General features: G+C 67.5%; 21 protein-coding genes and 1 tRNA gene. 9 read left to right on the top strand and 13 right to left on the bottom strand.

The features are described from left to right. Positions 1–39: 39 nt before the first annotated feature. The 9 genes from ACRXBZ_RS20220 to ACRXBZ_RS20180 all read right to left on the bottom strand — a co-directional run bounded on the left by ACRXBZ_RS20220 (position 40) and on the right by ACRXBZ_RS20180 (position 8,402). Positions 40–1,782 (bottom strand): sodium/solute symporter, encoded by a 1,743-nt coding sequence (locus ACRXBZ_RS20220; protein WP_433880417.1) that lies wholly within the window; start codon positions 1,780–1,782, stop codon positions 40–42. Positions 1,783–1,831: 49 nt separating this feature from the next. Next, positions 1,832–2,239, bottom strand: a complete 408-nt coding sequence (locus ACRXBZ_RS20215) for a hypothetical protein (RefSeq protein WP_168586024.1) — start codon at positions 2,237–2,239, stop codon at positions 1,832–1,834. 16 nt (positions 2,240–2,255) lie between these two features. After that, entirely contained in the window at positions 2,256–3,032 is a 777-nt protein-coding gene (locus tag ACRXBZ_RS20210) for a LytR/AlgR family response regulator transcription factor (RefSeq protein ID WP_433883923.1), read from the bottom strand. Between the two features lie 769 nt (positions 3,033–3,801). Then, positions 3,802–4,707, bottom strand: a complete 906-nt coding sequence (locus ACRXBZ_RS20205; RefSeq protein WP_168586022.1) for a S49 family peptidase — start codon at positions 4,705–4,707, stop codon at positions 3,802–3,804. 9 nt (positions 4,708–4,716) lie between these two features. Beyond that, entirely contained in the window at positions 4,717–5,961 is a 1,245-nt protein-coding gene (locus ACRXBZ_RS20200) for a GAF domain-containing sensor histidine kinase (RefSeq protein ID WP_433883922.1), read from the bottom strand. A 176-nt stretch (positions 5,962–6,137) separates the two neighbouring features. Continuing rightward, positions 6,138–6,989 (bottom strand): Fpg/Nei family DNA glycosylase, encoded by an 852-nt coding sequence (locus ACRXBZ_RS20195; protein WP_433880416.1) that lies wholly within the window; start codon positions 6,987–6,989, stop codon positions 6,138–6,140. Between the two features lie 165 nt (positions 6,990–7,154). Beyond that, positions 7,155–7,325 carry a hypothetical protein gene (locus ACRXBZ_RS20190; protein WP_433880415.1) on the bottom strand — a complete coding sequence of 57 codons (171 nt, stop codon included), beginning with the start codon at positions 7,323–7,325 and terminating at the stop codon, positions 7,155–7,157. Positions 7,326–7,350: 25 nt separating this feature from the next. Then, entirely contained in the window at positions 7,351–7,554 is a 204-nt protein-coding gene (locus tag ACRXBZ_RS20185) for a DUF397 domain-containing protein (protein ID WP_433880414.1), read from the bottom strand. Beyond that, positions 7,551–8,402 carry a helix-turn-helix domain-containing protein gene (locus ACRXBZ_RS20180; RefSeq protein ID WP_433880413.1) on the bottom strand — a complete coding sequence of 284 codons (852 nt, stop codon included), beginning with the start codon at positions 8,400–8,402 and terminating at the stop codon, positions 7,551–7,553. The genes ACRXBZ_RS20185 and ACRXBZ_RS20180 overlap by 4 nt, the downstream gene beginning before the upstream one ends. Before the next feature lie 155 nt (positions 8,403–8,557). Between ACRXBZ_RS20180 and ACRXBZ_RS20175 the strand changes: the two genes are divergently transcribed. From ACRXBZ_RS20175 to ACRXBZ_RS20150, 6 genes are all read left to right on the top strand, one after another. Next, positions 8,558–8,794 carry an HC3 family zinc finger protein gene (locus tag ACRXBZ_RS20175; RefSeq protein ID WP_433880412.1) on the top strand — a complete coding sequence of 79 codons (237 nt, stop codon included), beginning with the start codon at positions 8,558–8,560 and terminating at the stop codon, positions 8,792–8,794. Next, positions 8,791–9,000: a hypothetical protein gene (locus tag ACRXBZ_RS20170; protein ID WP_433880411.1), complete on the top strand. Its 210-nt coding sequence runs from the start codon at positions 8,791–8,793 to the stop codon at positions 8,998–9,000. The genes ACRXBZ_RS20175 and ACRXBZ_RS20170 overlap by 4 nt, the downstream gene beginning before the upstream one ends. Next, positions 8,997–9,335 carry a hypothetical protein gene (locus tag ACRXBZ_RS20165; protein ID WP_433880410.1) on the top strand — a complete coding sequence of 113 codons (339 nt, stop codon included), beginning with the start codon at positions 8,997–8,999 and terminating at the stop codon, positions 9,333–9,335. The genes ACRXBZ_RS20170 and ACRXBZ_RS20165 overlap by 4 nt, the downstream gene beginning before the upstream one ends. 67 nt (positions 9,336–9,402) lie before the next feature. Then, complete coding sequence (locus tag ACRXBZ_RS20160; RefSeq protein WP_433880409.1) at positions 9,403–9,540, top strand: hypothetical protein; 138 nt, start codon at positions 9,403–9,405, stop codon at positions 9,538–9,540. Between the two features lie 743 nt (positions 9,541–10,283). Further along, complete coding sequence (locus tag ACRXBZ_RS20155; protein WP_433880408.1) at positions 10,284–10,901, top strand: hypothetical protein; 618 nt, start codon at positions 10,284–10,286, stop codon at positions 10,899–10,901. A gap of 111 nt (positions 10,902–11,012) precedes the next feature. Next, positions 11,013–12,530, top strand: a complete 1,518-nt coding sequence (locus ACRXBZ_RS20150; RefSeq protein ID WP_433880407.1) for a methionine--tRNA ligase — start codon at positions 11,013–11,015, stop codon at positions 12,528–12,530. Between the two features lie 121 nt (positions 12,531–12,651). On the opposite strand, the gene ACRXBZ_RS20145 is transcribed toward ACRXBZ_RS20150, so the two are convergent. From ACRXBZ_RS20145 to ACRXBZ_RS20135, 3 genes are all read right to left on the bottom strand, one after another. Continuing rightward, complete coding sequence (locus ACRXBZ_RS20145) at positions 12,652–12,876, bottom strand: hypothetical protein (protein WP_433880406.1); 225 nt, start codon at positions 12,874–12,876, stop codon at positions 12,652–12,654. 203 nt (positions 12,877–13,079) lie between these two features. Further along, complete coding sequence (locus ACRXBZ_RS20140; RefSeq protein WP_433880405.1) at positions 13,080–13,517, bottom strand: DUF983 domain-containing protein; 438 nt, start codon at positions 13,515–13,517, stop codon at positions 13,080–13,082. Between the two features lie 184 nt (positions 13,518–13,701). Beyond that, on the bottom strand, positions 13,702–14,373 hold the full coding sequence (locus ACRXBZ_RS20135; RefSeq protein ID WP_433880404.1) for an RNA polymerase sigma factor: 672 nt from the start codon (positions 14,371–14,373) through the stop codon (positions 13,702–13,704). Between the two features lie 31 nt (positions 14,374–14,404). Here ACRXBZ_RS20135 and ACRXBZ_RS20130 point away from each other — a divergent pair, with 31 nt between their 5' ends. Both ACRXBZ_RS20130 and ACRXBZ_RS20125 read left to right on the top strand, forming a co-directional pair. Next, positions 14,405–14,815 (top strand): PPOX class F420-dependent oxidoreductase, encoded by a 411-nt coding sequence (locus tag ACRXBZ_RS20130; RefSeq protein WP_168586012.1) that lies wholly within the window; start codon positions 14,405–14,407, stop codon positions 14,813–14,815. A gap of 71 nt (positions 14,816–14,886) precedes the next feature. Further along, positions 14,887–14,959 (top strand) — tRNA-Gly (locus tag ACRXBZ_RS20125). 454 nt (positions 14,960–15,413) lie between these two features. On the opposite strand, the gene ACRXBZ_RS20120 is transcribed toward ACRXBZ_RS20125, so the two are convergent. Beyond that, complete coding sequence (locus tag ACRXBZ_RS20120) at positions 15,414–15,623, bottom strand: dodecin (RefSeq protein WP_433880403.1); 210 nt, start codon at positions 15,621–15,623, stop codon at positions 15,414–15,416. Between the two features lie 251 nt (positions 15,624–15,874). On the opposite strand from ACRXBZ_RS20120, the gene ACRXBZ_RS20115 reads away from it, so the two are divergent. Beyond that, positions 15,875–16,126, top strand: a complete 252-nt coding sequence (locus ACRXBZ_RS20115) for a hypothetical protein (protein WP_433880402.1) — start codon at positions 15,875–15,877, stop codon at positions 16,124–16,126. The last annotated feature ends 91 nt before the right edge of the window (positions 16,127–16,217 follow it).

Here is a 16,217-nt window from a genome sequence, read left to right as displayed (position 1 = left end):
TTACTCAACCAACACAAATCACACGCTGGGTGATCATCGTCAGCGTTGGTGGCGGCCCTTGGTCGGCTCCGGGTTCGTGGTGCCCGCGGTGAGGCGGCCGTCGAGGAAACCGAGCCGGTCGGGCGCGTGCAGCCGCAACATCACCCGCCCCACCTCGGCCGGGACCCGCGCCCGGGTCGCGCGGCTGACCGAGTAGGTCACCGCGAACGCGATCGGCACGGTGACCAGCGCCGGCTGCCTGACCAGCGTCGCCCACCAGCTGTCCGAGTCCTCGACGAAGTGCGCGCACGCCACCGCGATCAGCACCAGGCTGCCGCCCGCCACCATGCCGCTGGCCGCCCCCGTCGCGGTGAGCCCGCGCCACCAGATCCCCAGGACCAGCACCGGGCAGAACGTCGAAGCCGCCATCGCGAACGCCAGCCCCACGCTGCGCGCGATGTCGTGGTTGTCCGCGGGCAGCGCCAACAGCGTCGGCACCAGGCAGGCCACCACGGCGGCCAGCCGGAAGTCGAGCGTCCTGCCGCACACCACGTCGCGCGAGGACAGCACCCCGGCCACGCTCACCACCAGCCCAGACGAGGTCGACAGGAAGGCGGCGAAGGCCCCGGCCGCGGTGATCGCCGCGAGCAGCCCGCCCAACCAGTTGCCCAGCATCGCCTGCGGCAGCAGCAGAACCGCCGCATCGGTCTCGCCGGTGACCAGCAACTGCGGCACATACAGCCGGGACAGCAGCCCGAAGATCGTCGGGAACAGGTAGAACGCGCCGAGCATGGCCAGCACGAAGAGGGTGGTGCGACGCGCGCTGGTCCCGCTCGGATTGGTGTAGAAGCGGGCCAGCACGTGCGGCAGGCCCATCGTGCCCAGGAAAGTCGCGACGAGCACCGAATACGTTTCGAGCAGACTGGAAACCCCGTCGCCGTGCGGCCGCAGCCAACTGGCGTTGTCCGGTTCGGCCGCCGAGACGACCGGAACCGCCGCGCCCGCAGGGAACCGCAGTTCGGTGCCAGCCGTCATCGAGTACTCACCGGACCGCAGGTAGATCGGGCCCGAGTCGTCGGCCAGCCACACCGGCTGGCTCACCCGCACCCGCACGTCGGTGTCGATGCACACCGCCGTGTCGCGCTGGAAGACCGGCGGCATCGGTTCGTCGAGCGTCCGGTGCGGCGCCCCGTTGAGGAACACCGCGAACAGCGCGAACGCGGGCACCGTGATCGCGAACAGCTTCACCCAGTACTGGAAGGCCTGCACCAACGTGACGGCCCGCAGCGCGCCGGTGGCCACAATGAGCAGCACGATCAACGCGACCGTGAAAACCCCTACCCAGTAAGGAACTCCGACGATCGCCGCCAGAGTCAGCCCGGCGCCCTGCAACTGCGGCACCAGGTAGAGCCAGCCGATCAGCACCACCAGCGCGGTGCACAGCGACCGCAGCCGCAGCGAATCCAGCCTGGCCTCGGCGAAATCCGGCAACGTGTACGCACCGGAGCGGCGCATCGGCGCGGCGACGAACAGCATTAACGCCAGGTACCCGGCCGCGAAGCCGATCGGGTACCAGAGCGCGTCCACGCCGTCCTTGAGCACCAGTCCCGCGACACCCAGGAACGACGCCGCCGACAGGTACTCACCCGAGATCGCGATCGCGTTGCGCTCTTCGCGCACCAGTTGCCGCGCGGCGGAGAAGTCGGACGTGGTGCGCGCCGACCGGGAACCCCAGATCCCGATGCCCAGGGTCGCCGCGACGATAAGCACGACGCCTAGCAGGGACCAAGAACTCGAAACCATCGCGCCGCGCCGCCCCAGGAAGGTGGAAATCCGTCGTCGATCATGCGGGTCACTGCTCCACCATGTGGATGAAGTCCCGCTCGTGCCGCTCCGCGTTCCGAGTGCACAGGTACCCGATCAGCACCAGGAACGGATAGACCAGCACGCCGAGCAGCAGCCACGTCACCCGGAAGCCCAGCACCTCCAGGTAGCCGATCGCCGGCACCGCCCAGAACAGCAACGGCAGCCCCAGCAGCACGGCCGCCACCACCCCGGTCAGCACCAGCGCGCTGCGCAACTGCACCTTCACCAGGTGCCGGACCAGCACCTCGCCGACGCTGGTCTGCTCCTCCAGCTCCATGATGGTGCGCGCGACCTGCCGGGTGCGGCGGTCGGCGAGCACCACGCGCTTGCGGCGCGGCCGGGGCGTGCCGTCCCCCAGCCGCGCCCGGATGTCGAAGCCGTGGTCCGGGCTCATCCCGGCGAACCGCGGTTCACTGCTGGCCCCAGCCCTGCCGCGGCGCCCGGACCAGCCGGTCCTTCAGCTCGCGGGTGTGCCGGCGGCTGACCGGCAGTTCCTTGGGCGGCCCGCCGCCGAGTACCACCGAATACCCGGACGACGACATGCGCAGCTCGGTGACCAGCGGTAGCGACACCAGGAACGACCGGTGGATGCGTAGGAAACCGGCTTCCGCCCAGCGCTCTTCCAGCTGCGCCAACGGGATTCGCACCAGGTGCGAGTCCTCGGCCGTGTGCAGCCTGGCGTAGTCGCCCTGCGCCTCAACCCAGCGCACGTCCTTGCGGGGGATCATCCGGGTGGTGCCGGCGAGTTCGACCGGGATGACCTCGTCGTCGTCGGCCGCCGGGGCCTCCAGCGCGCGCGTGCCCTTGGCCGCCTGGGCCTTGTTCTTCTCGATCGTGCGCAGCGCGCGGTCGATGCGTTCGGCGTTGGCCGGCTTCATGATGTAGTCCAGCGCGCCGACCTCGAACGCCTCCAGCGCGTTCTCTTCGTGCCCGGTGATGAACACCAGGGCCGGTGGATTGCGGAAGGCGGTGAGCACCCTGGCCAGTTCCATCCCGCTCAGTCCGGGCATCGAGACGTCCGCGAATACCGCGTCCACAATGGACGAATCATCGTCGCGCCGGCCGATCAGCTCGGGGTCGTCGCTGCGCAGCAGGCGCAGCGCCTCGGCCGCGTCGAACGCGGTCAGCACCCGCCCGACCCGCGAGTTGCTGCCGAGCAGGTACTTCATCTCATCCAGCCCGGCCATCTCGTCATCGACGGCCAGAACGACGAGCCCCGCTGGATTTTCTCGTGTACTCACTGCAACGCCATATCCTGCCGCGCCCACGGCGCACTGTGTCCATGATCGAGTATCGGCTCCCACCCGCCGGAGCGGCTCCCGGCCACGCCAGTCGCCGAGTGAGGTCAGTCACGCCTGCCAACCAAACTAGTTGCTAACGGAGAGCACAGGACAGCAGGGGGTGCACGGCGTGAAATTCCGCTCAGCAGCAACGGTTTTAGCCTGATCAGCCTATTGCATAGGGCTGAACGAGTGAGTTCGTTTGCAACAAGATCGACACAGTGCGATCACACCGATTACCCTGTGTTCGCAGGGGATTTGTCAAGATCAAATCGTGGCCCCGACCGGGTCCGTGAGTACTTTTGGATGCTCCATAGCGCCCAAAGTACTCGCGGCCGCTGATCCCCCTTCAGCTTCCAGGAAGTACGGCCGCATCTCCCGAAGGAGCGCCCTTCGCGGTGATCTCCGCGGAGGCTGTTCGGCAAGGGGTTGCGTCGAGGTCGGTAGGGCGGGTTCTTGTCTCCGAAGCGGTGCGGCCGCTTGGCCCACCCCCGCAGCCGGCGCCGCCGCAGGTTCTCAACAGTGCCTTGCGGGGACACCCCGCACCCCGAGCTTTTCCCGAGAGGACAGCCCCGACGCGACGTAATGGACCACGTGCGCCGGGGATCCCGGGGTTGAGAAGGCCGCTAAGGTTCCGCCACTCGCACAACCAAGCAAGGCGAGTCCGGCAGCAGGTTCAAAGCCCGAAGCGGTTCCACATGGCGCGGTGCTCCAGCGCCTCCACGGCGGCCAGCACGGAATCCGCACCGCTGCGGCCGAAACCGACCGACGACGCCATGCCCAGCCGGGCCAGCAGCGGCTTGCGCGGCTCCACCGTCAGCAGGTGCGCCTCCGGGAACTTCTGCTTCACGATGTCCCGCAGCGTGCCCAAACCGTCGACCAGACCGAACTTCTCGGCCTTCGTGCCGGTCCAGATCTCGCCGGAGAAAAGGTCGTCGTCAGAGCCGTTCAGCTTGCCGCCGCGGCGCTTGCGCACCCAGGCCCGGAACTGCTCGTGCAGCTCGTCCTGCAGTCCGCGCAGCCACCGCACGTCCTCTTCCTTCTCCGGGCCGAACGGGTCGAGCCGTACCTTGTGCGTGCCGGCGGTGTGCACCCGGCGCTCCACGCCGAGCTTCTCCAACAACCCGGTGAGCCCGAAGCTGGCGCTGACCACGCCGACGGAACCGACCAGCGACGTCGGGTGCGCGTAGATCTCGTCGGCCGCGCAGGCCAGCCAGTAGCCGCCGGAGGCCGCGACGTCCTCGCAGAACGCCAGCACCGGCACCTGCTTCTCCTCGGCCAGGCCCCGGATCCGGTCGGACACCAGCGCCGACTGGGTCGCCGACCCGCCCGGCGAGTTAATCGACAGCACCACGGCGCTGAGCCGGTCGTGCCCGAACGCGCGGGTCAGCGCGGATTCCACGGTCTGCAGCGAAATCGTCGACCGGCTCATCGGCGACGGCGTCGGCGTGATGACGCCGTGCAGCTTCACCACGGCGACTACCGGCCCGCGCTCGGCGCGCTCGGCAAGCTTGCCGGGCAGCTTCGAGGACAACTTCCCGGCCAACATGTCGGTGAACTTCTGCGGCGCCTTCTCGTCCATACCTCGACGTTACCGGCTCAGCTGCGGCCCGGCCGCCAACCCTACGGCCGGCTCGTCGATCACCTGCCGCGGCACCGGCCGGACGCCCGGCGCGAACTTCGGCACCCGCATGATGACCTTCATGCCCGCGCCCCGCTCGGTCTCCACGACCAGGCCGTAGTCGTTGCCGAAGGTCGCCCGCATCCGGTTGTTGATGTTGCCGAGACCGACGTGCGCGCCGGTCAGGTGCGCGTTGGCCAGTTCCGCGTCGAGCAGCTCCGGGTCCATCCCGATGCCGTCGTCGTCCACGCTGATCAGCGCCTCGGTGCCGTTGTCCTCGGCGATCACCGACACGGTGCCGCCGCCAGGCTTGTTCGCCAGTCCGTGCCGGACGGCGTTCTCCACCAGCGGTTGCAGCGCCAGGAACGGCACCACCACCGGCAGCACCTCCGGGGCGATCTTGAGCCGCACGTTCAGCCGGTCCGGCCCGAAGCGGGCGCTCTCCAGCGTGAGGTAGCGGTCGATGTTGCGGATCTCGTCGGCCAGCGTGGTGTAGAGCCCGCTGGTGCGGAACGAGTAGCGAGTGAAGTCGGCGAACTCCTGTAGCAGGTCCCGCGCGTGCTCCGGGTCGGTGCGGATCAGCGAGCCGATGGTGTTCAGCGCGTTGTAGATGAAGTGCGGCGAGATCTGCGCCCGCAGCGCGCGCACCTCGGCCTTGGCCAGCCGCTCCTTGGACTCCTGCAGTTCGGCCAGTTCCAGCTGGGTCGACACGTGATTGGCGACCTCGGCGGCCGCGCGCAGCAGCCGCTTGCGGTCGCCGTCCGCGACGATGGTCAGCGCGCCGCGGCTTTCGCCCTCGACCTCCAGCGGCACCACCACGGCGTGCCGCATCGGGCAGGGCCGGTGGTCGCAGATCACGTCGCCGTGGTCGAGGAACTCGCGCTTGCCGGTGCGCAGCACCTGCTCGATCTTGGGCCGCAGGTCGGCGTAGTGGTAGTTGACCTCGCCGTCCCAGCTCAGCAGGGTGCCGTCGGCGTCGACGATGCCGACGGCGACGCACGCCAGCAGCGCCCGCAGGTGCGGCGCTGTCTTGTCGGCGGATTCCTGGTTCAGCCCGGCCCGCAGGTGGGGGGCCGCACTGGTCACCCGGTGCAACGCCGACAGCGTGGCGTCCTCTGCGGAGGTGCTCACCCGTCGCGCCCGGCACAGCAGCACGAACATGCCGAGCACGGCGAGTGCGGCGAGCGTGGTCAGGACCGTCCGCTCAGTCAACATCTCGGGCACAACATCAATCTTCAGTGCCGCCACCCATGGAATCAAGGCGACTACGCTCAGTGCACCGTTTCCGTCGATAAGCGGTACCTCACTATTCCATTCAGCGGAAAGTAGTTACTCGACCAGCGGCAACGTCCTGTGCACAACCAGGCCAGTTGTCCACAGGCTGTGGACAACTACTTCAGCAATCGGGACAACCGGCGGTCCGCCAACGGCTTGCCGCCAGTCTGGCAGGTCGGGCAGTACTGCATCGACCGATCCGCGAAGGACACCTCCCGGACCGTGTCGCCGCACACCGGGCACGGCAACCCCGTGCGCCCGTGCACCCGCATCCCCGACCGCTTCTCGGCCTTCAGCCGCGCCGCATCCTGCTCCAGCGAACGCTGCACGGCATCCCGCAAGATCTCCTGCACGCTGCTGTGCAGCCGTTCGATCGCGGCGGCGTCGAGCTTGCCCGCCGTCGCGAACGGCGACAGCTTCGCGGCGTGCAGGATCTCGTCCGAGTAGGCGTTGCCGATCCCGGCCAGCACGGACTGGTCGGTGAGCAGCGTCTTGATCCGCTCGGTGCGCCCCGCCAGGACCTCGGCCAACCCGGCCGCGTCCAGGCCCAGCGCATCCGGCCCCAGCTTCGCGATCCCCGGCACCTCCGCGGGCGAAGCGACGACCCAGGCCGCCAGCTTCTTCTGCGTGCCGGCCTCGGTCAGGTCGAAACCCGCACCGCCCAGGTGCACCCGCAGCGCGATCGGCCCCTTGCCGGGCTTCGGCGGCACCGGCGACAGGTTGTCCGACCAGCGCAACCAACCGGCCCGCGCCAGGTGGCACACCAGGTGCAGCCCGTCGCAATCGAGATCGAGGTACTTGCCATGCCGCACCGCACCGGTGACGGCACGACCGTGCAACTCCGTCCACGGCGGGCTGGCGGTCTTCAACACGCTCATCGACGCCACATCGATGCGCGCCACGGTGCGGCCCACGGCGTTGTCGCGGAGGTGCTGGGCCAACGCCTCCACCTCGGGAAGTTCCGGCACCGGTCCAGTGTGCCAGCGAAAGTCGTTCTGACCTGCCCGTACGCCCCGACTTTTGGGGCAGATTCGTTCCACCCGGACACCGCCGCGATCACCCGCGCTCGAACCCGTACCACTCCAATCAGCGGTGCCTAAAGCAGTACGAACGGTGGCTCGACGACAACGGGCCTACGACGGCGTGTTGCGGGAGAAGCTGCGCCGCGACCAGTTCATCGCCAAGGCCAAGGGCATGGCCTTCCACATCTTCCAGTACCGCCCCAACCAAATGGACTGCGCACGGCCGTTACTACTGGCGGTGGTGACCGCGAAAACGGAAGCGCCCGCCCGGTACCAGGACACCGGGCGGGCGCTTCTTTGTTGTGGGTCAGGCGTCGAACTTGCCGCCCTTGATCGCGGCGACGAACGCCGACCACTGGTCGCGGTTGGCGGTGAAGTATCCAGCGGCGCGGTTCTTGGTGTCGCGCACCGCGGCACCATTGGTAACGCGGCCGACCTCGACGCATGCAGTCTGCTGCGCCGAGTAGGACGCCTTCCGCCACCCCGTCGGGTGGGTCGGGTGTACCGTCATAGAGTCTCCTCGATCTTGTCGATGCAGGTGGCGATGAAGTCGGCCGTCTCTTCCGCAGTCATCGCCGCCTGCCGGACAGTACCCAGGGCTTCCGCGTAGGTGTTCACCACTCCGGGCGACGACAGGAACACTCCCGAGGCCAGCGTTTCAAGGTGCACGATCGGCGAGGCGTCGCCGAACTCGAACATGATGAAGTGCCCAGCATACAACGGTATCCACGCGTGCCGGTGCGATGGGATGACGCGGATCGTCACGTTCGGCAGCTCACCCATCCGCAGGAGGTGACGCAGTTGGTCGCCGTGGTGCTCCGGCGCGCAGACTGGATCGAGCACCACGTGTTCCAAAATGAGCGCTTCGAACGCGGGACCGGTGCGGCGGGTCAAGACATCGCGCCTGGCCGCGCGCATCCCGATCTTCGCTTCGCGTTCGCTCACGGGCAGACCGGCCATGACGGCGCGGGCGTAGTCCGTGGTTTGCAGGATTCCCGGAATGAGCAGCGGTGCCGCTTCGATGATGCTGGTGGCGGTGCGCTCGTACTCGATCAACGTCACGAGTTCTTCGCGCACACCCGGTATCCCCGGACGTAGCCAGTTGGGTTCGTCAACGGCGCGGGCCATCTCGACAAGCCGTTCCCGCTCCGGGCTGGAGATCTCCAGCCCCGTCAGGATGCTGGTCACGTCGTCGACCGTGATGGACCGCGCGCCCGACTCGGTGCGGTTCACCCAGCCGTGAGATTTGCCGATTCTGCGTGCCAGCTCGCGTACGCCGACCTTGCTGTCTTCACGGAGTTTCCGCAGTTCAGCGGCGAGCGTGCGCGCCTTGGGGCTTCCCGCTGTGGATCGGGCCATGAACCACATCGTACGGATTGCATGGACATATGAGTCCGCCGATCGAGCTATTGCTCATTGTCTCGCAATCCAACAAGGTGGATTGCGAGACATAGATCCAGTTGTGACCACGGTACCGCGCGTGGACACGCCCCCGGCTACAAAGGTGGTTCCCGATGTATCGACCGCATCCGTTCAGTTGGGTTCCCGGTGCTGAGCAGCGGCACGCGACCATCGACGACCGCCCGCCCGGTGGATGGCGAGACGGCGAGACAGTCACGACGTTGTGCGACCTGTCCATCCAGGCCAAGACGAGTGAACTGGCGTGGCTTTGGGACACGTGCCCCGACTGCAACGCGGCGGCGCACGTGCTCGCCCAATGCCCCATGCCGCCGGCGGCGGGTGCGCGATGACCGCCGAGCACGCCCACATCGGGCGCATGATCCGCGCAACGGTGTTCATGCTCGGCTACGCCGCCGACGACGTCGAGCGCGGCCTGTGGAGCGACGACGAAATCCGGCAACTCGGCGACCAGCTCGCGATGGTGACCGCTGCGCTGCGCGGTGATGGAAAGCCGCCGGAACCGCTTGTTATCGACATATCGGAGGCAAAGCGATGATCGCCGCGGTGGTCGCAAGCGGCCTGCTCGGCGTTGGCGGGCTCGCGGTGTGGGCGACGTTCTACTACGCCCCGGCACAGCACGCCGGTAGCGGCGAGGGTGCGCTGACGGTCGCCTATCTGGTCGCGCGGGTGGAGGCCGAGACGCGCGGACATGGCCGGCATCGGCTCCGCGAGCCGGTCGTCATGCGCGGCGATCTGGCCGATGCGCTCGCCCTCGAGGAAACCCGGCACCTGCCACTGGTCGAGTCAGGTTTGCCGGTCGATGACCGGGAAGCGATGGCACGACACCCCGGAATGCTGCGGCGGCTGCTCGCCGCCCTGCAAAGCCTGTAGACCCGGCTCGGTGCCGTGAATCCCCCGACCGGCACCGGACCGTTCGGCGGGGGTGCATCGCCCCTCGGTGCATCCCCGCCGATTCGCCCACCAGCAATGGCAAGCGCTCGGCAGCCCGGCCCGCGAACGCTTCGGCCTCACCATCGATGCCGGGCAACACGACGTGTGGCTTGACGAACCCCCAAACGAGGTCATCGACCTGTGACGCTCGGCTGAACCGCCAACGGCGAGGAAACGACAGCCGACGACGTTGCCGCGCTGGAAACCCGGATGCTGCCGGTGGTCGAGTCCGGCTTCCCGGTCGACGACCGGGAAGCCATGGCACGGCATCCCGGAATGCTGCGGCGGCTTTACGTCGCGTTGCTGCAGCTGTAGGCCCGGTGGGAATGCCGCAGTCGACCCCGACCGGTGTTTCCCCCCCGTGCCCGGCACCGTCATCCCAAAGGCGGCCGGGCACCCCGGAAGGTCAGGCGACGCGAGCCCTCCGACGCCGCCTGGCCATCCCCAGAATCGCCCGGCGCGCAACAGCCGACACCTAACCGGTCGCGGCTGGCGGTGGTCGACGCGCGGCACTGGCCGCAACCGACCCGGGCGCGCCGGGCACCTGGTGGGCGCGTGCTCCGATAGCGCGTCGGCCAGGTGCATCGCTAGACACCCAAGGCGTGTGATCCCCAACTCAGCCATTCGACCGCGCGTTCGACACATTCAGCGGAGTGACACACAGAGGTCAGATCAATACGTTCAGTAACCGCAAAATGATCCGGACCCGAGAGGACACGCGATGAGTCAACATCACGGCTACCGCATCGAAGGCTCGGTCGCGCCTGTGATCACCCGAGGACGGCGCAATTTCGCGAGAAATTGCGCCCACCCCGGGTGACGGGGCGGCCGGTGCTCGGTGCCGGCACCGGTCGAATCGACCCTTCGACGGGCGTCCGCGAGATGGACGTGATTTTCGAGCAGATGGCCGACGGGTGGGACCCACGCACCATCGTGCTGATGTGCTGCGACCGCGCCTTGGTTATGGCCGCCCGCGAAACAGCCGGGACCGTCGGCATGCTGCGCGCCTCGGGCGGGCACCTCACTATCGGCCGTCACCTCAACGGCAACAGCCGCGAGTCGTTCATGCGGAACGCGACTGGCCAACCGATGGCGCATGTCCGTGCCAGCTCGGTGACCCACTTCCGCGGCCCGCAGGCGTTCGACCACTCCCGCATCGAGGGCGGGATCTCCCACCTGCGGCGCGGTGTCAACGGCATCGCGCAAATTCCAGCGTTCGATGGCGTGATGATGCAGGCCGGGCCGAATCTCGTCGTGGTCACCACCCGGTTTGCCGCCGAGCTGGAGGATGGCTCGACGATCTACGGCTCGACGACCTACCCGCACTATCTGCCCGATCAGGCGGTAGAAATCCCGTACTACCAGATCTTGCGGGTGGAGTCGGTGGAGCAGGAACTCGACGGCAACCACCTGTGGTCGAAGGTGACCACCAGCGTGCTGCCACTGTCCCCGCCAGCGGTCGACGAGGTCTCGGCGACGGTGGAGCGGGTGGCCACGCTCGCGTGACCTTGTGACGCACGGCAAGGAGGTCGGCGCTCTCGGTGACGCCGACCGCCTTGACATATGGCCCGGTCGCTACCCTGATCACGCCAAAGTTCCGTTCGATCGGAGAGGGCCATGACCTCACGTCGCTACATCACCACCGCCATCCCGTACGTCAATTCCAAGCCGCACTTGGGGTTCGCGATGGAGCTGGTGGAAGCCGACATGATGGCCCGGCATTGGCGACACCGCGGCCACGAGGTACGTTTCCTCACCGGCACCGACGACAACAGTCTGAAGAACGCCATCGCGGCCGAGGACGCCGGGATGCCCACCCAGGAGTTCGTCAACCTCAACGCCCAGGCGTTCAAGGATCTCCGCGGCCCGCTCGACATCTCCTTCGATGACTTCATCCGCACCTCGGGCGAGTCCCGGCACACAGCGGGCGTGGAGCGCCTGTGGCGCGCCGCTTCCGCTGCGGGCGACCTCTACCAGAAGCACTACGAGGGCCTGTACTGCGTCGGGTGCGAGCAGTTCTACACCAAAGCCGAGCTGACCGAAGACGGTCTGTGCCCCGAGCACCTGACGCCGCCCCAGAAAGTGTCTGAGGAGAACTGGTTCTTCAAGCTCTCCCGCTACGAGGACCAGCTGCGCGAGCTGATCGAATCCGGTCGTCTGAAGATCGAACCGGAGTCGCGGCGCAACGAGGTGCTGAGCTTCATCAAGAGCGGGCTGCAGGACTTCAGCGTGTCCCGCTCGGTCGAACGCGCCCGCGGCTGGGGCATCCCGGTCCCGGACGACCCGAGCCAGGTCATGTACGTCTGGTACGACGCCCTGGGCAACTACATCAGCGCCCTGGACTTCGGCGACGGCGAGTCCGCCGACCTCTACGACCACTGGTGGGTCAACTCCGACCGCCGGAACCACGTGATCGGCAAGGGCATCATCCGCTTCCACGCGATCTACTGGCCCGCGATGCTAATGAGCGCCGACCAGCCCCTGCCGACGCACATCTTCGTACACGATTACCTCACGGTGAACGGGCGCAAGCTCGGCAAGTCGCTGGGCAACGCCATCGACCCCGTGGCGATCGTCGACGACTACGGCACTGACGCGCTGCGCTGGTGGCTGGCTCGCGATGTCCCCAGGGTCGGCGACGCCGATTTCACCCTGGAACGGCTGATCGGCCGCTACCACGACGAGCTGGCTAACGGGCTCGGCAACCTGGTCAACCGCACCGTGTCGATGATCCACAAGTACCGGGGCGGCACCGTGCCCGCGCCGAGCACCACCGACGAGGTGGGCCCTGTCGACGGCGTCCGGGACCGGATCGACGCCGCGATGGACCGCTTCGACTTCCGCGGGGCAACCGGCGCGCTGTGGGAGATCGTCGCCGAGGCCAACCGCTACGTCGTCGAGAACGCCCCGTGGATCCTGGCGAAGGCAGAAAAGAACGGCGACCAGGACGCCGCCGCACGCCTCGACACTGTGCTGCGCACGCTGGTCGACACCGAGCGCCTGGTGGCCGACGAGTTGACACCGTTCCTACCGGATGCCGCCCGGCGGGTCGCGGCGCAGCTCGGCGACGGCGGCGACGAACTAGACAAGCCGACGCCGCTTTTCCCACGCATCGAAATTCCAGCGGACGAGTAGCAAAACCCGAAGACACAAACGCCCCCCGCACCCGACCGGCGAACCGGAAGGATGCGGTGGCGCTCGCGTTTGGACCCGGCCACGACCATTGGGGATGATGCGGTAGCTGGGCAGCGCGAGGCTACTCGGCGCGGTAGGTGGGCGGCTGATTGCTGCCGAGTAGCAGTCGGGTCAGCCACGCGGGCATGTGCGGTTCGAGGGCGCGCAACGCGGCGTAGACCGCGGCTAGTACCAGGGGCACCACGACCGTCGGCCCGGCCTCGCCGAGCGGCCCGCTGATCCAGTGAGGTGCGCCAGGGTGACCAGGTAGGCGACGAGCGCAGACCAGACAGCCGGAACGGCGCATGGGGCAGATCTTGGGGCAGACCACGGCCGACAGACATCTTCAGAGACCGTGATCGAAGCCGCCGAAAACACGGCCTGACCTGCTAGCTTGCGGCCAGTCACCGACATCCGCCTGCAACCATCGGAATCCAAAAAACAGCAGGTCAGAAGCTCTCCGGCATCGGTCCAGTGTGCCGCCCACCCCGGCGATTTCAATCGGAATCGCTACTCCACCGGCTGCAGGCCGCCGTTCATGTCCGGCTCCGCGTGCAGCTCGATGTGCCGGGCCACCAAGGAGATCTCCTGGCGCACGTCGAAGAAACCGCGCACCACGCCCACCCAGGTCTCCGGCGGGTTCTCGTCGTGGTCGCCCGGGGTGGCCGCGGTGACCGTCCACGGGCGCCGCAGCACCCAGCGGACCGGGAAGAACAGCACGCCCACGATCAGCAGCAAAATCAGCCAGTTCGGCACGACCACCTCGGTCGGCGTCCAAACCACGAACATCACGACCAGGAACAGGAACAGCGCGCCCATCAGGATCGCGGGCGCCGAACCCCCGTTGACGTCATGCTCGAACTCGTCCGCCGCGATCGGGTTGGACCACTCAAGGCTCGCCTTGATCGTCCACTCCCGGCCGTCGGAACCCCGCACCACCCGGTTCATCGTCGCCTCCCCGCCCACCCGGGCTGGTCGCTTCGGAACATCGTCTCGCCACTCGAACACCGTCGGTCACCGACCGTGGAGCAACGGTACCGCGTGCGTCATGGACCCGACGGGTGATAGTCGAGCCCAGAACGGTCCCATTGTCGATCATGAGCGGCGTCCGGCCAACCCCGAACCCGCCCCGTCAAGCGCGGCGCAAACAGCCCGCGACCGGTAGCTCCGCCGCCTGCTGGTAAGCCTCCCGCAACCCGCGGCGCGCCCGATGCGCCAGCACCGCCGTCGCGTTCGGGGTCAGTCCCAGCTGACCGGCGAGGCTGGCCGGCCGATGCCCCTCCACCTCGGTCCACCACAGGACCTCCCGCCAACGCACGGGCAGCCGGTGGAACGCGCGGGCCAGCAACTCCCCCTCAGCCTGCACGGACTGGTGATCGCGCTGCCGCGGCGTGTGCTCGCCCAGCTCATCGCCGTTCATCAGCTCGTCCCGGCGAGCCGCCGCCCACTCCCACAGCACCCGGCGCACCACCGTCGACAAGTAGGTGCGGATCGCATCGCGCGGCCCGTGCCCGGCCCGGACCGCGCGCAATGTGCGCAAGAACACCTCGGCGACCACGTCGTCGACGTCAATCCCGGGCTGCGGCATGCTCAACGCGAACCGCCGCACCGCAGGCGCGTGCCGCCGGTACAGATCGCCATAGGCGAGATCATCCCCAGCCCGCAACCGCGCCAGCAGCACCCGGTCGTCCGGCAACGGCCCCCCGGCGACGTCCTCACCCATCCCCATGAACTCCCCCCAACGACCAGCCGCGGCGAAATACCGCGCGACCAGCGCAATCGCTACCGTGGACCCTCGGACCACGGCTGTCACCAGTCACCGCACGGAGGTCGCAGTGGATCTCGACGAAGCCCGCGAAGTGATCGGCAACCAGCACCGCGCCGTGCTCAGCACGCTCCGCGCCGACGGCACCCCCCAGATGACACCGGTGCTGACCACCACGGACAGCGCCGGACACGTCACTGTCAGCACTGTCGCTGGCGCAGCCAAGGTGCGCAACCTGCGCCGCGACCCCCGCGCGTGGCTGTGCGTCCTGCCAGACCAGTTCTTCGGCCGCTGGATCCAGGTCGAAGGCATCGTCGAGATCGTCGAGCTCCCCGCCGCGCTCCCCCTCCTGGAGGAGTACTACCGCCGCATCTCCGGCGAACACGAGGACTGGGCCGCATATCGCCAGGCCATGCAGGAAGAACACCGCGTCCTGCTACGCATCACCCCGACCCGGGCGGTCTCCTCCCCAACCCGATAGGGCCCCCTGGTGAACGGGCCCGCAACGATGGGCTAAAGTGGTTATCAACAGCCCAACAGGGCGCTGAAAATGCGGATGTAGCGCAGCTGGTAGCGCATCACCTTGCCAAGGTGAGGGTCGCGGGTTCGAGTCCCGTCATCCGCTCGGAGCTGGGAGCCTTGTGTCGACTTCGTTCGACCTTGGCTCCTCGCCATTTCTTTGGGGGGAGCGACTCCCCCCAAACCCCCCTACGGTGCGGTGTTCCGGGTTCGTTGGCTCCTTGCGGTGGAGAAGCGTTCCCTGGCCTGGTCGGTGACCAGCAGCCAAACGCGTCACCTTGACGTCGTTGGTGCCTACGGAGCGGGTCTCCGGGCTTGCTGGCTCCCTTGTGGTGGGGGGGTGGCAAAGAGGGTCCTGGCCTGGTCGGTGACCAGCGACCAAACACGTCACCTTGACGTCGTTGGCGCCTACGGAGCGGGGCTCCGGGCTTGCTGGCTCCCTTGCGGTGCGGGGGTGTTTCCTGGCCTGCTCAGTGACCAGCAGCCAAACACGTCACCTTGGCTTGTGTTGTTCTCCACGCGTCGTGAGTGGGCTTTTTGGCTGTTGGTGGGTTTTGGGTTTAGGTTTCTAGGCGGAATCCTATTTTCAGGGTTACTTGGTAGTGGGCCAGTTCGTTGTCTTCCACGTGGCCCCTTACGTTTTCGACCTCGAACCAGTCTATGTTCCTCAGGGTTTGGGAGGCTCTTCCGATCGCCTTTTTTATTGCGTCGTCCACTCCTTTCGTTGATGTGCCCACTACTTCTGTTACCCGGTACACGTGGTCGGTCATGGGTTGATGGTTCTTGTTTTGCCGGGCTCTTGCAAGTTGGTGTTGTTGCCGATCAGGGGGCGTTTGGTCTGGGTTTGGTCGTCTTTTGGCCGGGTTTTGGGTTTGGTCGCTTGATCAGGTGGGTTTGTCGTTCCGGCTTCCCTCGAAGTTGGGAATCACTGGCTTCTTTGAGGTGATGCGGAAAGCGGGATTTCGGGCAATGTGATCTTCTCCTGGGCGGCATAGTCCACTTCGTCCACGGAGGTAGTTCCATGCGTCGTTTCATCGTCGGGGTGCTGTTCACGGGGTTGTGCGGATTGGGTTCCGCCGGAATCGCCGCGGCCGAGGAAGTGCCCTTCGATCCCGCCTCGCTCCTACAGCAGGTGACCAGCCAGGACGCCACATCCGGGCAGAACCGGACATCCGAACAGGGGGCCTCGGCATCCTCCTCGGCGCACTCCGAGGACGGCAGCCCCGCGCAAGCCCACGCCCAGGGCCAGGACGCTCAAGGCCAGGACGGCTGAACGGCACGCCCGGAGCGGCTATTCGTGAAACCACGAGGACGGGGCCCGTGCCGGTCAACCGGCAGGGGGCCCGTCCTCGTCCATCGAGTAG

Source organism: Saccharopolyspora hattusasensis, from assembly GCF_050972075.1.
In the GTDB taxonomy this organism is placed as follows: Bacteria; Actinomycetota; Actinomycetes; order Mycobacteriales; family Pseudonocardiaceae; genus Saccharopolyspora; species Saccharopolyspora hattusasensis.
The sequence above is the reverse complement of the archived record's forward strand: the minus strand, read 5'-3'. Positions and strand labels throughout refer to the sequence as shown.

Coding starts and splice junctions, on each gene's coding strand:
- ACRXBZ_RS20205 (WP_168586022.1), bottom strand. CDS start 4,707: ATGGACGAGAAGGCGCCGCAGAAGTTCACCGACATGTTGGCCGGGAAG.
- ACRXBZ_RS20185 (WP_433880414.1), bottom strand. CDS start 7,554: ATGACGGTACACCCGACCCACCCGACGGGGTGGCGGAAGGCGTCCTAC.
- ACRXBZ_RS20215 (WP_168586024.1), bottom strand. CDS start 2,239: ATGAGCCCGGACCACGGCTTCGACATCCGGGCGCGGCTGGGGGACGGC.
- ACRXBZ_RS20180 (WP_433880413.1), bottom strand. CDS start 8,402: ATGGCCCGATCCACAGCGGGAAGCCCCAAGGCGCGCACGCTCGCCGCT.
- ACRXBZ_RS20210 (WP_433883923.1), bottom strand. CDS start 3,032: ATGGCCGGGCTGGATGAGATGAAGTACCTGCTCGGCAGCAACTCGCGG.
- ACRXBZ_RS20115 (WP_433880402.1), top strand. CDS start 15,875: ATGCGTCGTTTCATCGTCGGGGTGCTGTTCACGGGGTTGTGCGGATTG.
- ACRXBZ_RS20145 (WP_433880406.1), bottom strand. CDS start 12,876: ATGCGCCGTTCCGGCTGTCTGGTCTGCGCTCGTCGCCTACCTGGTCAC.
- ACRXBZ_RS20165 (WP_433880410.1), top strand. CDS start 8,997: ATGATCGCCGCGGTGGTCGCAAGCGGCCTGCTCGGCGTTGGCGGGCTC.
- ACRXBZ_RS20200 (WP_433883922.1), bottom strand. CDS start 5,961: ATGTTGACTGAGCGGACGGTCCTGACCACGCTCGCCGCACTCGCCGTG.
- ACRXBZ_RS20140 (WP_433880405.1), bottom strand. CDS start 13,517: ATGAACCGGGTGGTGCGGGGTTCCGACGGCCGGGAGTGGACGATCAAG.
- ACRXBZ_RS20120 (WP_433880403.1), bottom strand. CDS start 15,623: ATGACCGACCACGTGTACCGGGTAACAGAAGTAGTGGGCACATCAACG.
- ACRXBZ_RS20175 (WP_433880412.1), top strand. CDS start 8,558: ATGTATCGACCGCATCCGTTCAGTTGGGTTCCCGGTGCTGAGCAGCGG.
- ACRXBZ_RS20170 (WP_433880411.1), top strand. CDS start 8,791: ATGACCGCCGAGCACGCCCACATCGGGCGCATGATCCGCGCAACGGTG.
- ACRXBZ_RS20150 (WP_433880407.1), top strand. CDS start 11,013: ATGACCTCACGTCGCTACATCACCACCGCCATCCCGTACGTCAATTCC.
- ACRXBZ_RS20220 (WP_433880417.1), bottom strand. CDS start 1,782: ATGGTTTCGAGTTCTTGGTCCCTGCTAGGCGTCGTGCTTATCGTCGCG.